17 protein-coding genes are annotated in these 14,228 nt (G+C 62.2%); 12 read left to right on the top strand and 5 right to left on the bottom strand.

All coding sequences use genetic code 11. The annotated features are described in order from the left end of the window. Positions 1–10: 10 nt before the first annotated feature. The 7 genes from argB to KQI12_RS04905 all read left to right on the top strand — a co-directional run bounded on the left by argB (position 11) and on the right by KQI12_RS04905 (position 5,437). A complete protein-coding gene (gene argB / locus KQI12_RS04935; protein WP_216571014.1) occupies positions 11–865 on the top strand; it encodes an acetylglutamate kinase in 855 nt (284 codons plus the stop codon). 13 nt (positions 866–878) lie between these two features. Next, positions 879–2,057 carry an aspartate aminotransferase family protein gene (locus KQI12_RS04930; RefSeq protein WP_216571013.1) on the top strand — a complete coding sequence of 393 codons (1,179 nt, stop codon included), beginning with the start codon at positions 879–881 and terminating at the stop codon, positions 2,055–2,057. Positions 2,058–2,120: 63 nt separating this feature from the next. Next, complete coding sequence (gene argF / locus KQI12_RS04925) at positions 2,121–3,044, top strand: ornithine carbamoyltransferase (protein WP_216571011.1); 924 nt, start codon at positions 2,121–2,123, stop codon at positions 3,042–3,044. Between the two features lie 122 nt (positions 3,045–3,166). Further along, positions 3,167–3,919, top strand: a complete 753-nt coding sequence (locus tag KQI12_RS04920; protein ID WP_216571009.1) for a polysaccharide deacetylase family protein — start codon at positions 3,167–3,169, stop codon at positions 3,917–3,919. Positions 3,920–4,050: 131 nt separating this feature from the next. Continuing rightward, entirely contained in the window at positions 4,051–4,617 is a 567-nt protein-coding gene (locus KQI12_RS04915; protein WP_216571008.1) for a LysE family translocator, read from the top strand. A gap of 5 nt (positions 4,618–4,622) precedes the next feature. After that, positions 4,623–5,009, top strand: a complete 387-nt coding sequence (locus KQI12_RS04910) for a helix-turn-helix domain-containing protein (protein WP_216571007.1) — start codon at positions 4,623–4,625, stop codon at positions 5,007–5,009. Positions 5,010–5,089: 80 nt separating this feature from the next. Further along, entirely contained in the window at positions 5,090–5,437 is a 348-nt protein-coding gene (locus KQI12_RS04905; protein ID WP_371817960.1) for a GNAT family N-acetyltransferase, read from the top strand. Between the two features lie 64 nt (positions 5,438–5,501). Here the strand turns inward: KQI12_RS04905 and KQI12_RS04900 are convergent, their stop codons facing one another. Next, complete coding sequence (locus KQI12_RS04900; RefSeq protein WP_216571006.1) at positions 5,502–7,160, bottom strand: ribonuclease J; 1,659 nt, start codon at positions 7,158–7,160, stop codon at positions 5,502–5,504. A 437-nt stretch (positions 7,161–7,597) separates the two neighbouring features. On the opposite strand from KQI12_RS04900, the gene KQI12_RS04895 reads away from it, so the two are divergent. Next, positions 7,598–7,825: a DUF1653 domain-containing protein gene (locus tag KQI12_RS04895; RefSeq protein WP_216571005.1), complete on the top strand. Its 228-nt coding sequence runs from the start codon at positions 7,598–7,600 to the stop codon at positions 7,823–7,825. Continuing rightward, complete coding sequence (locus KQI12_RS04890; protein ID WP_216571004.1) at positions 7,822–8,154, top strand: arsenate reductase family protein; 333 nt, start codon at positions 7,822–7,824, stop codon at positions 8,152–8,154. Before KQI12_RS04895 ends, KQI12_RS04890 begins: the two co-directional genes overlap by 4 nt. A 4-nt stretch (positions 8,155–8,158) precedes the next feature. Here KQI12_RS04890 and KQI12_RS04885 read toward each other — a convergent pair whose 3' ends face one another. After that, complete coding sequence (locus tag KQI12_RS04885) at positions 8,159–9,151, bottom strand: YafY family protein (protein WP_216571003.1); 993 nt, start codon at positions 9,149–9,151, stop codon at positions 8,159–8,161. Positions 9,152–9,296: 145 nt separating this feature from the next. Between KQI12_RS04885 and KQI12_RS04880 the strand changes: the two genes are divergently transcribed. Both KQI12_RS04880 and KQI12_RS04875 read left to right on the top strand, forming a co-directional pair. After that, positions 9,297–10,058 carry a serine hydrolase gene (locus tag KQI12_RS04880; protein WP_216571001.1) on the top strand — a complete coding sequence of 254 codons (762 nt, stop codon included), beginning with the start codon at positions 9,297–9,299 and terminating at the stop codon, positions 10,056–10,058. After that, a complete protein-coding gene (locus KQI12_RS04875; RefSeq protein ID WP_216570999.1) occupies positions 10,051–10,866 on the top strand; it encodes an SH3 domain-containing C40 family peptidase in 816 nt (271 codons plus the stop codon). Before KQI12_RS04880 ends, KQI12_RS04875 begins: the two co-directional genes overlap by 8 nt. Positions 10,867–10,923: 57 nt before the next feature. Here the strand turns inward: KQI12_RS04875 and KQI12_RS04870 are convergent, their stop codons facing one another. From KQI12_RS04870 to epsC, 3 genes are read right to left on the bottom strand one after another with little or no spacing between them, the layout of a single operon-like run. Then, positions 10,924–11,394 (bottom strand): TspO/MBR family protein, encoded by a 471-nt coding sequence (locus KQI12_RS04870; protein ID WP_216570997.1) that lies wholly within the window; start codon positions 11,392–11,394, stop codon positions 10,924–10,926. A gap of 54 nt (positions 11,395–11,448) precedes the next feature. Next, positions 11,449–12,864 carry a cysteine--tRNA ligase gene (gene cysS, locus KQI12_RS04865; RefSeq protein ID WP_216570996.1) on the bottom strand — a complete coding sequence of 472 codons (1,416 nt, stop codon included), beginning with the start codon at positions 12,862–12,864 and terminating at the stop codon, positions 11,449–11,451. Between the two features lie 24 nt (positions 12,865–12,888). Further along, a complete protein-coding gene (epsC, locus tag KQI12_RS04860; RefSeq protein WP_216570994.1) occupies positions 12,889–13,554 on the bottom strand; it encodes a serine O-acetyltransferase EpsC in 666 nt (221 codons plus the stop codon). Between the two features lie 355 nt (positions 13,555–13,909). Between epsC and KQI12_RS04855 the strand changes: the two genes are divergently transcribed. After that, positions 13,910–14,092, top strand: a complete 183-nt coding sequence (locus KQI12_RS04855; protein ID WP_216570992.1) for a hypothetical protein — start codon at positions 13,910–13,912, stop codon at positions 14,090–14,092. The last annotated feature ends 136 nt before the right edge of the window (positions 14,093–14,228 follow it).

The following is a 14,228-nucleotide window of genomic DNA, read 5'->3' as shown; positions in this document are numbered from 1 at the left end:
GAGAACGAGCATGTCTGATCCTATCGTGAGCAGAGCCACCGTACTGGCCGAGGCCCTGCCCTATATCCAGAAATTCTACGGCAAGACCATCGTGGTCAAGTACGGCGGGAACGCCATGATTTCGGAGGAGCTCCGCCGGGCCGTCATCAGCGACATCATCCTGCTCCATCTGGTGGGCATCCAGGTGGTGGTGGTCCACGGCGGCGGACCGGAGATCAACGAGATGCTCCAGAAGATTGGCAAGGAGTCCAAGTTCGTGGACGGTCTGCGCTACACCGACGAGGAGACCATGGAGATCGTCCAGGAGGTCCTCTGCGGCAAGGTGAACAAGAACCTGGTGGCCACCCTGAACCGCCGGGGCGGCCGGGCGATCGGCCTGTGCGGCATGGACGCCGGGCTCTTCCAGGCCAAAAAGCTGGACAAGAAGTACGGCCTGGTGGGCGAGATCGTGTCCGTGGATCCCAGTGTGGTCCAGGACAGTCTGAAGGATGGCTACATCCCAGTGGTCTCCACCGTGGCCCAGGGCATCGACGGGGAGAACGCCTACAACATCAACGCCGACACCGCCGCCGCTAAGCTGGCTGTGGCCCTGGGGGCGGAGAAGCTGATCCTCCTCACCGATGTGCGGGGCGTCCTGCGGGACCCCAAGGACGAGAGCACCCTCATCCATGTGGTGGGCCTGTCCGATGTGCCCAAGCTGGAACTGGAGGGCATCATCAAGGGCGGCATGATCCCCAAGATCGAGTGCTGTGTAGAGGCTGTGCGCTCCGGCGTGGAGCGGACCCACATCCTGGACGGCCGCATCCCCCATTCCATCCTCATCGAGATGCTCTCCGACGAGGGCATCGGTACCATGATCCTGTAAGGAGGCGGTCGAGATGACCTTTGAAGAACTGAAAGCCCTGGACCATGCCCATACGCTCCAGACCTATGGACGCTATGATGTGGACATCGACCACGGCAAGGGCGCCACCCTCTGGGATCTGGCGGGGAAGGAGTACATCGACTTCACCTCCGGCATCGGCGTCTGCTCCATCGGCTACGGCAACGAGAAGTGGGCCTGGTCCATCTATGAACAGGCCCTGAAACTGGGCCATATCTCCAACTTGTTCTATGCCCAGCCCTACGCCAAGCTGGCGGACAAGCTGTGCGGCCGGGCCGGTATGGCCGCCGCCTTCTTCGGCAACTCCGGCGCTGAGGGCAACGAGGGCATCATCAAGCTGGCCCGCAAGTACAGCACCGACAAGTACGGCAAGGGCCGCAGCACGATCCTGACCCTGAAGAACTCCTTCCATGGCCGGACCATCACCACCCTGACCGCCACCGGTCAGGACGTGTTCCATCAGTATTTCTACCCCTTCATGGAGGGCTTCCGCTACGCCGATGCCAACGACCTGGCCAGCGTGGAGGCCGAGGGCGGCGACGATGTGTGCGCCGTGCTCCTGGAGCTGATCCAGGGCGAGGGCGGCGTGCTCCCCATGGAGCAGGCGTTCGTCCAGGGCCTGGCCAAGCTCTGCGCCGAGCGGGACTGGCTCCTGCTGGTGGATGAGGTCCAGACCGGCATCGGCCGGACCGGCTCCCTCTTCGCCTATCAGCAGTACGGCATCCAGCCTGACGCCGTGTCCTTTGCCAAGGGTATCGCCGGCGGCCTGCCCATGGGCGGCTTCCTGGTGAACGAGAAGTGCCGGAACGTCATGGGCGCCGGGACCCATGGCTCCACCTTCGGCGGCAACCCCATCTGCTCTGCCGCCGCCCTCACCGTGCTGGACATCCTGGATGACGATCTGATCGCCAGCGTGAGGGAGAAGGGCGCTTACCTGCGTGCCCAGATCGAGGCTCTGGGCAAGAAGAGCATCGGCGCCACCCGCGGCATGGGCCTCATGATCGGCATCGAGGTCAAGGAGGGCTATACCAACAAGGAGCTGGCCAACAAGCTGGTGAAGAGCGGCCTGCTGGTCCTCACTGCCGGCCCGGGCCTGCGCCTCCTGCCGCCGCTGACCATCACCAAGGAGGAGATGGATAAGGGCGTCAAGATCATGGACGAGGTCTTGGAGTAACGAACATATATGCGGGCATCCCCCGCGTTCACATCCCCGATATTTTGAATGAGGTGACTTGAAATGAAAGATCTTCTGAAGCTGTTGGATCTCTCCAAGGAAGAGATCATCCACATCCTGGACGTGGGCGACCAGATGAAGTACAACCAGAAGCACGGCCTGGTCCACAACTATCTCCAGGGCAAGACGCTGGCTATGATCTTCGAGAAGAACTCCACCCGGACCCGCGTCTCCTTCGAGACCGGCATCTACCAGCTGGGCGGCCACGGCATCTTCCTCTCCGGCAAGGAGAGCCAGATCGGCCGCGGCGAGCCCGTGGAGGACACCGCCCGTGTGCTGTCCCGCTACTGCGACGGCATCATGATCCGGACGTACTCCCAGAAGGAAGTGGAGAAGCTGGCCGAGTATGCCGACATCCCCGTGATCAACGGCCTGACTGATTTTTCCCATCCCTGCCAGGTGCTGGCCGACCTGATGACAGTCCGTGAGCATCAGAGCAAGCTGGAAGGTCTGAAGATGTGCTTCATCGGCGACGGCAACAACATGGTCAACTCCCTGATCGTGGGTGGCCTGAAGGTGGGCATGGACGTGTCCGTGGCCTGCCCCGAGGGCTACGATCCCCATCCCGAGGTGATGGAGTTCGCCAAGACCGTCACCGACGCCAAGTTCACTCTGGTCCGCGATCCCGCGGACGCCGCCAAGGGCGCCGACGTGGTGTTCACCGATGTGTGGGCTTCCATGGGCCAGGAGGACGAGACGGCCAAGCGGAAGGCCGCCTTCAAGGGCTATCAGGTCAACGCCGACCTGATGAAGCTGACCAACCCCGGCTGCATGGTCCAGCACTGCCTGCCCGCCCACCGCGGCGAAGAGATCACCGCCGATGTCTTCGAGGCCCACGCCACTGAGATCTTCGACGAGGCGGAGAACCGTCTCCACGCTCAGAAGGCCGTCATGTACCTGCTCATGGGCGACGAGCAGCAGAAATAAGTCCCTGATGGATCCAGAGGTGCCTCTCCGGTCTGAGCCGGAGAGGCACTTTTTCGATTTGAGACGCATAGGATCGTCCTTTCGCCGCATACTATCGGAGAGCTTGGAAAGGCGGTGGCGGTATGCGGCGCAGATGGGCGATCCTGCTGGTCCTGATCGGTGTCGGAGCGCTGGCGGCAACAGCGGGGCGGAGCTGGATGGATCGGACGGTCCCGGCGGATATGGTCCTCCAGGAGGAGATGCCAGCCCCTACATCTGCGGGAGGAGAGGGCGGTCTGCTGGCGCTGACCTTCGACGACGGGCCCCGGCGGTCCACCACCACGGCCCTGCTGGATGGGCTGGCGGAGCGGGGCGTGAAGGCCACCTTCTTCCTGGTGGGGAGCCGGGTGGCGGAACACAGCACCGATCTGCTCCAGCGCATGGAGCGGGAGGGCCACCAGATCGGCATCCACACCTATGACCATGTGGCGCTGACTGCCCTGAGCACCGCCGACTTCGCCGCCCAGGTGGACAAGACCCGGGACTTGTTCCGATCGGTGCTGGGACGGGAGGGATTCCCTCTGCGGCCGCCCTATGGCATGGTGGATGACGGCGTGCGAAACATGGCGGGCTGTCCCATCGTGCTGTGGTCCATCGACCCGGAGGACTGGGACGATCAGGACGCCGCCCGGGTGACGGAGCACATCGTCTCCCGCGCCAGAGACGGAGATATCATCCTGCTCCACGATATCTTTTCCAGTTCGGTAGATGCGGCCTTGGCGGCTGTGGATCGTCTCCACCGGCAGGGCTTCTACTTCGTCACGGTGGAGGAGCTCTTCGCCGCCCGCCAGATCCCCATGGAGCCGGGGAAGGTCTATCGGTGTGCCTATCCCTGAGCGGCGGATGAAAAATAAGCCGCTCATAAATTCGATAGTTACTTGCAAAATGCGGGAAGCTCCGGTATCTTATCTCCATAGACCCGAAAGAAAGTGGGAGAGAGAAGATGATACCATCGTTTTTGGGGCCGATGCTGGGCTATATGGCCGTCAGCTCCTATACCCCCGGACCAGGGAACATCCTGGCCATGGAGACCACCACCCGATTTGGCTGGCGGGAGGGCCGGGTCCTGATCGCCGGGATCTGCACCGGCTATCTGTGCGTGCAGACCCTGTGTGCCCTGGCCTTGTATGGTCTGGACACCGTGCTCTCGCCGGTCCTGCCGGTGCTGAGATACCTGGGGGCGGCCTATCTGGTGTGGCTAGCCGTCCATATGATGCGGGGGAGCTCCGATGGGGGAGGAGAGGAGCGCCGCCGTCCCACGTTCCGGGAGGGGTTCCTCCTCCAGCTGGTGAACGTGAAGATCTATTTTTACATCATGACCCTGCTGAGCGCCTACCTGATCCCCCATATCCACAGTCTGCCGGCCCTCCTGCTGGCGGGCGTGGGCGTGGTGGCCTTCGGCAGCAGTGCTTGCCTGACCTGGGCCTTTCTGGGACTCAAGCTCCAGCGGGCCTGCCGGAACCATCAAACGATGATCGACCGCGTCCTGGGCCTGTTCCTCCTGTACTGCGCCTGGGGCATCGCAAGGAGCTGAACATCATGTATCGACCAAAATTGGAGAAGGACATCCGCTGTCCACTGGAGTACGGTCTGGACCTCTTCGGCGGGAAATGGAAGTCCCGGATCCTCTGTGTGCTGGCGGCCCAGAAGGAACTGCGGTACAGCGTCCTCCGCCGGGAGATGAGCAACATCACGGATGCGGTGCTGGCCACCACTCTGAAGGAGCTCCAGAACAGCGGACTGGTGGCCCGCCGCCAGTTCGACGAGATCCCGCCCCGGGTGGAGTACTTCCTGACCGAGAAGGGGAAGTCGGTCATCCCGATCCTCCAGAGCATCTGCCACTGGGCGGGGCTCTATCAGGAGGAGGGGGCAGAGCCCTCTCTGCCTCAGTGTCAGAAGTGCGGCTACCGGGAGAACAAACCGTAAAGGAGAAGAAATTTACATATGATACGCTATACCGAAGAAAAAAGTTTGGCCAGAAGGAAGTACAGGATCTGTTCCGGTCTGTGGGATGGGTGTCCGGCGAGTACCCCAGCCGGCTCCACAAAGCCCTGATGGGGTCCTCCACTGTGTTCACCGCCTGGGACGGGGAGGAGCTGGTGGGCCTGGTCCGGGTGCTGGATGACGGAGAGATGATGGCCTATATGCACTATGTCCTGGTGCGTCCGGACCATCAGGGCCAGGGCATCGCCGGGACCATGGTGGAGATGGTGAAGGAGAAGTACAAGGACTACCTCTACATCGAGATCATGCCGGAGGAACGGAAAAACGCCGCCTTCTATGAGAAGCACGGCTTCCATATCATGGAGGATGGTGTGGCCATGCAGATCTGCACTTCCGGCGTCAAAGCCTGATCTGATACGAAAAAACAGCCTTGCCGTCCCTTGTGGGACAGCAAGGCTGTTTTGCGCTGCGAGATCAGATCTCCATGATGACAGGCAGGATCATGGGATTGCGCTTGGTCTTTTTATAGAGGTAGTTGGACAGGTCGTTCTTGAGCTCGGCCTTGATGGAGGACCAGTCGGTGCAGTGCTCGGCCTCGCAGTCCGCCAGAGTGGACACAGCCACACGGCGGAGCTCCTCCATGAGCCCCTCGGACTCCTTCACATAGACGAAGCCGCGGGTGATGATGTCGGGGCCGGAGACCACGGAGCCGTCCTCGCTGGACATGGACACGACCACTACGATCATGCCGTCCTCGGCCAGATGTTTCCGGTCCCGAAGGACCACGCTGCCCACGTCGCCCACGCCATAGCCGTCCACGAACACCTTGCCGGCGGGCACGGTGCCGTTGATCTTGGCGGAGTTCTGGGTCAGTTCGATGACCTTGCCGATGTCGCTGATGATGATCCGGCGGGGATCCATGCCCATATCGCGGGCCAGCTTGGCGTGGGTCTTGAGGTGGCGCTGTTCGCCGTGGACCGGGATGAAGAACTTGGGCTTCACCAGAGCGTGGATGATCTTCAGCTCCTCCTGACAGGCGTGGCCGGACACATGGAGGGGGCCGTTCCGCTCGTTGATCACCTCGGCGTCCTTGCGGTAGAGCTCGTTGATGACACTGCCGATGGCGTGCTCATTGCCAGGGATGGCGGAGGCGGAGAGGATGACCCGGTCGCCGGCCTTGATCTCCACCTGCTTGTGGGTGTTGAAGGCCATGCGGGTCAGGGCGGACATGGTCTCGCCCTGGCTGCCGGTGGTGATGATGCAGATCTTGTTGTTGGGCAGGCTCTTGATGTGGTTGATGTCCACCAGCACGCCGTCGGGGATGTTCATATAGCCCAGTTCCACGGACACCTTCATGGCGTTCTCCATGCTCCGACCGGTGACGGCCACCTTGCGGCCGTACTTGGCCGCCACGGAGATGACCTGCTGGATCCGGTCCACGTTGGAGGCGAAGGTGGTGACGATGATCCGCTGGTCGCAGCCCCGGAACAGCGCGTCGAAGGAGGCACCCACGCAGCGTTCACTGCGGGTATAGCCGGGCCGCTCCACGTTGGTGGAGTCGCTGAGCAGGGCCAGGACGCCCTTTTTGCCCAGCTCGCCCAGCCGGGCCAGGTCGGTCATGCCGCCCTGGATGGGGGTGGGATCGATCTTGAAGTCGCCGGTGTGGACCACGGTGCCGATGGGGGTCTTGATGGCGAAGGCCACCGCGTCGGCGATGGAGTGGTTCACGTGGATGAACTCCACGGAGAACCGGCCGGCCTTGACGACCTCGCCGGCCTCGCAGGTGATGAGCTTGGTCTTGTCGGCCAGATGGTGCTCCTCCAGCTTGAGGCGCACCAGACCAGCGGTCATGCGGGTGGCGTAGATGGGCACGTTGATGCTCCGCAGGAGATAGGGGATGGACCCGATATGGTCCTCGTGCCCGTGGGTGAGGAAGATGCCGCGGATCTTGTCCTGGTTCTTGATGAGATAGGTGAAGTCAGGGATGACTACGTCGATGCCGTACATATCGTCATCCGGGAAGCCCATGCCCACATCGACGATGATGATGTCCCCGCCATACTCATAGACGGTCAGGTTCTTACCGATCTCGTTCAGACCGCCCAGAGAAATGATCTTCAATTTTTCTGCCATAGTATGGATCGAACACTCCTTTTCATATCACGATTCGTTATGATCTCTCATAAAAGATGCTTGGTCGATGCGACGGCGTTCCGGGTCCATGTAGACCTGCCGGACCGGGATAGGGGAGGGCCAAGGGCGCAAAAAACCAGGGACGGACGCCCGTTCTTCCCGGCCCTGCCTCGCCGGGAAGAGATGGGGGATACCGCCCAGAGGTGGATGTTCGGCCATGTCCCATATATCGATCGAGTGCGCGTGCGCACCAGAAGCCATCGAAAAACGTACCAGTAAAAAGTACGATATTGATTTATAGTATACCATAGTCTGTGGAAAAAGTATACTTTTATTTTTCTGCAGACGCTCGGGCCGTTCCAACTCTTTTCAAACGCCCTGTTTTGGATTACAATAGGACCGTTGAACACGATGACTGTCTGCAAGGAGCGATGTCCATGGAAGAGATCCGTCCGGGCCGCTGGCGGCACTTCAAGGGGAAGGGATACCGGGTGCTCTATACCGCCCGTCATTCCGAGACCATGGAGCCGATGGTGGTCTATCAGGCCCTTTATGGCGAGCGGGGCATCTGGGTGCGGCCCGCGGCCATGTGGAACGAGACCGTGGAGCGGGAGGGCTATTCCGGCCCCCGCTTCGTCTATATCGGAGAGGAGGATGAGGGATGAACATCCAGATCTTCGGGAAGTCCAAATGCTTCGACACCAAGAAGGCGGAGCGCTATTTCAAGGAACGCCGGGTGAAGTTCCAGTCGGTGGATCTGGTGAAGTACGGCATGAGCAAAGGCGAACTCACCAGCGTGAAGAACGCGGTAGGGCTGGAGGCGCTGATCGATCAGAAGCACCCGGACGCGGCTCTGCTGAACTATCTGGCCTATGACGAGGACAAGCTGGAGAAGCTGTTGGAGGAGCCGAAGCTCCTCCGCACCCCCATCGTCCGCAACGGGAAGAAGGCCACCGTGGGCTACTGTCCGGACGTCTGGAAGACTTGGGAGTGACCCGTCAGCCGGGATAGCGTTCCTCGACCTGCCGGAGCTGGTCCCGGAAGGCCTCCACGGCCCAGCCGGGGGAGAGGAGCTCCACCCCGGTGCCCAAGCCGAAGAGCCAGCCCAGGAACTGAGGGCTCACCACCACGGTGACGGTGACGGTGAAATGTCCGCTCTCCGCCTCGGGGATCAGGATGGAGTCCCGGCCGAAGCGGTCCAGGATCACGCCCACCATCCGGTCCTCACACCGGAGCCGGACGTCGGCCTCCCGGCCGCTGAACATCCCAAAATGCTTCTGGCCGTAGGCGGCGGTGTCGAAGGAGCCGCACTGGGCATCCCCCTGACGGGGCTGGCTGGTGACGGTGAGCTCCGCCATCTTGTCTACCCGGTAATGGCGCAGCTGGTCATGGTCATGGTCGTACCCGGCCAGATAGTAGTTCTCATCGTCCCAGATGAGGCCGTAGGGGGAGACGTGGTAGCGTTTCCCGCCCCGCCGGAACACCTTCTCCTTCCGCACGTCATACTCGAAATAGCGGAAAGATACCGACCTCTGCTGGGAGATGGCGGCGTGGAGCCGGTCGATGGTGTAGTAGACGCTCTCGTTCATGGTCTTGGGTCGGCCGGCGACGTAGACCTGCCGCTGGAGCTGATGGGCCTGATAGATGCTGGCCAGGCTCTCCAGCTTGTGGATCAGGGCATTGCTCTTGTGCTGGGTGATGAACTTGCAGGATTGCACCGCGTCCACCAGGAGCTTGAGCTCTGGGAGCTGGAAGGGCCGCTCGCCGATGAACCAGCCGCCGTCCCGGCCCTTGCGGCTCTGTACGTCCAGACCGATCTGGCTCAGGGTGTCCATGTCGTCGTAGAGGCTCTTGCGCTCGGCGGCGACGCCCTGCTGTTCCAGCGCGTCCAGCAGAGCGGCAGTGGAGATGGGATGCTCCTCATCGGAGCGCTCCAGCAGGATCCGCTCCAACAGGAGCAGCTTCAGCTTCTGGCGAGGATGTCTGGACATGACAGAGGCCCCCTTTTTCTCTCTTTCCTCCAGTATACCCTTTTTTGGCGGACAAGGGAAGAGGGAGCCGGGCCGCCGGACCGGAGAAATGATCCCGCGCATGCCCGCATAGGATCGAACACGATAAGAAGAGAGGATGACCGATATGGAAAACACGAGACTGGACACATGGCTCCGGGAGCAGATCGATGTGTTCCCGGGGAAGGCGTCTCTGCTGATGACCGACCTGCTCAACGGAGAGCACTATCACAGCATCGACCCGGAGGAGCCCTTTCCGGCGTCCTCCGCCATCAAGGTGCCCCTGCTGATCTTCGTGCTGGAGTTGGTCCGCCAGGACCGGCTGGAGCTGGACCGGGAGATCCCCCTGCCGCCGGAGCGGGCCGGGGAGGACAGCCGGGTGGCGGAGATGGGGGACTCCATCTACACCCTGCGGGAACTGCTCTACTGGATGATCGCGGAGGACGACGACCTGGCCGCGGATCTGGTGCTGGCGCTGGTGGACACGGACGAGATGGAGGAATACCTCTCCAGCACCATGGGCCTGAAAGCAACAGACTGCCGCCGGCCCCTCCGGGACAGCCGGACCACCGCTCAGGACCAGGAGCGGGTCTGGTGGGCCGTCTACCGGGGCACTGTGCTGGACCACGACCTGCGGGAGCTGGCGCTGGATATCCTGCACCGCCACCGTCGGAGCGGGCTCTTCCTGCGCTATGTCCCCAACCCGGTGGGCCTGTCCCATATGTCCGGGGTGGAGGAGGGGGCCTGCTGCGACTCCGGCATCTTCGAGGCGTTCCCCGCCCCCTTCTATCTGGGCATCTTCACCTGGGACGGCCCCGCCGGAGATGGGAAGGAGCAGGAGAAGTTCATCGGCCGTCTGACCCGGGAGATCTATGAGCGCTATGTCTGACGCCCTCGTCAAAGTCCCGGTCTGTGCCCTGCGGTGTGGACCGGACGACAGGGCGGAACAGGCCGACGAGGTCCTCTCCGGGATGACTGTGACCGTGCTGGACCATGCCGGAGGATGGTGTCAGGTGGAAACGCCTTACCGGTACCGGGGCTGGGCCAGAGCTGGGGATCTGCGCCGGGACGGGACGGCCTGCCGCCGGTGGGAGGAGGCTCCGAAGCGGGTGGTCCTCCGGGCCTTCTGCGATGTGCTGTCCGGTCCCGGTGTGGAGCATGTCCGGATAGCGTGCCTGACCCGGGGCGCGCTGGTATCCCCACTGGACCCGCCGGAGGCCGGGGACTGGCAGAGAGTCTGCCTCTGCGACGGCCGGGAGGGCTTCGTCCGCATGGGCTTCCTTGGGGCGCACCACACCGCTCCAGCCTTCCGAGAGGAGGGAGCCCTCCGGGCGGCCCTGACTGAGACGGCCCGGAGCTATCTGGGGACCCAGTACCGCTGGGGCGGCAAGACGCCGCTGGGCATCGACTGTTCCGGCCTGACCTCTATGACCTATCTGCTGAACGGGATCCGGATCTTCCGGGACGCCCGGATCGAGCCGGGGTTCCCGGTCCATCCCATCCGTCGGGGAGACATGGGACCGGGGGACCTGCTGTTTTTCCCGGGCCACACGGCGATGTATCTGGGCGAGGGGGACTACATCCACTCCACTGCCCGGGAGGGCGCGGGGGTGGTCCTGAACAGCCTGGATCCGGCCAGCTCCCGCTTCCGGGCAGATCTGGCGGGGTCCGTCACCGCGGTCGGGAGCATCTTCTGAGAGAGATAAAATGTGCGGCACGCTCTGTGACAAAACAGAGCGTGCCGCGTTTTTGCGTTAGCGGCTCATCCGCCATACGCCCCAGTTGAGATACAGGGCGAAGGCGGTCCAGAGCAGATAGGGGATCTGGAGGGCGGCGGCAGTCCGGCAAACTCTGCGGAAGGCCAGGGTCATGACCAAGATCAGCCCCCACAGGACGGCCAGCCAGATCAGAGCCGCTCCGGACCACCGGAGCCGGAAAAAGAGGAGAGGCCAGCAGAAATTGGCCGCCAATTGGAGCAGGAAGAACAGCATGGCCCGGTCCCGCTGGGGACCCTTGGCGGTCCGGGAGACTTGAGCGGCCCCTGTGCCCATCAGGGCGAAGAGGACCGCCCAGACGACCGGGAACACCCAGCCGGGCGGGGAGAGGGGCGGTTTGGGCACCGCTCCTGTCCCATAGGCCCGGAAGCCCTCTCGGGAGAGCCAGCCGGACAGGGCGCCCACACCCTCACAGAGCAGGACCCAAGGCACATATCGCTTCCATGTCATAGATGCATCACCTGAGGGACAGGATATGCGCCGGAGGGCAGTCTTATCCGGGGATTAGATCCGCTTCCAGGTGGTGCCCTCTTTCGTGTCGGTGAGCTCGATGCCGCGGGCCTTCAGCTCGTCACGGATGCGGTCGGCCTCGGCCCAGTTTTTCGCCTGCTTGGCAGCGGTACGGGCGGCCACCAGCGCGTCGATTTCAGGATCGGCCTCCGCAGAGGCAGTCTCCGCCTTGGGCGCGGCGGCCTTGGCGGCCCGGTCCAGCAGACGCAGGCCCAGGACCTGGTCGAACTCGTCCAGCAGGGCCCGCTTAGACTTGTCGTTCAGCTTGGACTTGAGGACATCGTAGAGCACGGTGACGGCCATGGAGGTGTTCAGGTCGTTGTCCATGGCGGCCCGGAAGGCCACTCGCAGTTCGTCCATCGCGCCTTGCTCCAGCTCACCGTCGTCGCCCAAGGCGGCGATCCGGGCGATCAGCTTGTCGTAGGCGGCCTTGGCGTTGTCCAGGTTCTCCCAGGTGAACACCAGGCTCTTGCGGTAGTGGGACTGGAGGCAGAAGGACCGGTAGACCATGGGGTCGTAGCCCTTCTCTTCCAGCAGGGAGACGGTGAGGAACTCGCCCTTGGATTTGCTCATCTTGCCGTGGGAGGTGTTCAGGTGGTGGACATGGAACCACTGGGGGCACCAGGGATGGCCCAGATAGCTCTCGGACTGCGCGATCTCGTTGGTGTGGTGGGGGAAGGCGTTGTCGATGCCGCCGCAGTGCAGGTCCAGATACTCGCCGTTGTACTTCAGAGAGATGCCGGAGCACTCGATGTGCCAGCCGGGATAGCCCACGCCCCAGGGGGAATCCCACTTCAGAGCCTGGTCCTCGAACTTGGACTTAGTGAACCAGAGGACGAAATCGGCCTTGTTCCGCTTGTTCTGATCCTCCTCCACGCTGTCCCGGACGCCCACGGCCAGATCCTCCTCGTCGTGGTCATTGAACACATAATACTGCTTGAGCTTGGAAGTGTCGAAGTAGACGTTGCCGCCGGCCAGATAGGCATAGCCCTTGTCCAGCAGGGCGGAGACGATCTTGATATACTCGTCGATACAGCCGGTGGCGGGCTGGACCACATCGGGACGTTTGATGTTCAGCTTCTCGCAGTCGGAGAAGAAGGCATCGGTGTAGAATTTAGCGATCTCCATGACGGTCTTGTGCTCCCGCCGGGCGCCCTTGAGCATCTTGTCCTCGCCGGTGTCGGCATCGGAGGCCAGATGGCCCACATCGGTGATGTTCATGACCCGCTTCACATCATAGCCGGTATAGCGGAGATACTTCTCCAGCACGTCCTCCATGAGGTAGCTGCGCAGGTTGCCGATGTGGGCGAAGTGGTAGACCGTGGGGCCGCAGGTATACATCTCCACGTGTCCGGGGGTATGGGTCTTGAATTCGTCCTTGGTGTGGGTGAGAGAATTATAGAGTTTCATTGAAAACGTCCTCCTGATCGTGCGTCATTCATCATCGTGGTCGGTACCATGGTCGGAGCGCTGCTCGTCCAGCAGCATCTCGACGAACTCCAGTCGGGAACTGAGTGCCTGGAGCTCCTTCTGTACCGGGTCGGTCACATGGATCTGGTCCACATCGGTAGCGTAGTCCACCTTCTCCCCGGCGATACGGACCACCCGAGCGGGGACGCCAACGGCGGTGGCGTCGGGGGGGATCTCTTTGAGCACCACCGCGTTGGCGGCGATGCGGGCGTTGTCGCCCACCTTGAAGGGCCCAAGCACCTTCGCGCCGGCGGAGACCATCACGTTGTTGCCCAGAGTGGGGTGGCGCTTGCCGTGGTCCTTGCCGGTGCCGCCTAGGGTGACGCCGTGGTAGAGGAGACAGTCATCGCCCACCTCGGCGGTCTCGCCGATGACGATGCCCATGCCGTGGTCCATGACGAAGCGGCGGCCGATCTTGGCGCCGGGATGGATCTCGATGCCGGTCCAGAAGCGGCTCCACTGGGAGACGGCCCGGGCCAGGAACTTCAGGTCGTGGCAGTATAGGAAATGTGCCAATCGATGGTAGAGGGTGGCGTGGATGCCGGGGTAGAGCAGGAAGATCTCCAGCTTGCTCCGGGCCGCCGGATCCCGGGCCTGATAGGCCGCGAGAGTCTCGCCGAGACGTGTCATGATATCCCTCCAAAAGATATGGGGACCAGCGGGGGAGGGGACAAAAAAACGCCCCTTATGCCCTCAAAGGCACAAGAGGCGGCGTCTCCGTCGCGGTCCCACTCTTGTATTCGCTCATGATCGGTCCAGCAACCGATCCGGCCGGTAACGGCGGCCTGCCGGGAGCCATTGCGCCCCACGCTCCCGGGCGCACTTCACATCTTCCGCCGCGGGTCCGCTTTCAGCCAAGCGGCAGACCCTCTCTGACCGGTCGGACAGGACGCTACTTTTCCCGTTCATCGCGCTCATCATCGTTCCATCATATTACCACGCAGGCCGTCCTGTGTCAAGTGCGGACGAAGATCTGAGACGGACGATGCAGGATGAGCGGAGCGGCGATTCATTTGCTGCGAGCGTCGAAAAATGGGATATCGCACGGAAGATAACAGAAAATACACGTTATATTTACAAAACATTCACGTTTTGGCGTGAAAAAGGTCTTGCGGCTTTACAGAAGATGCGTTATAATGAATGCAGTTCTGAAGGAGAGGAGGGATAGATATGCTGAATGAGACTTACCGTGGGACTGACGTGGACGACATGATCTTCGGGTCCGGAGATGTGATCCGCAGCGAGCGCTGATCGTAAGATACAGGCGGTTCGTTCCACACCATCCAGCGCGGAGCTGTGGTGTG

The sequence above is a fragment of the Pseudoflavonifractor sp. MSJ-37 genome (assembly GCF_018917965.1).
Classification (GTDB): Bacteria; Bacillota; Clostridia; order Oscillospirales; family Oscillospiraceae; genus Pseudoflavonifractor_A.
Note: the sequence above shows the minus strand (reverse complement) of the source record. Positions and strands in the feature narration are given on the sequence as shown.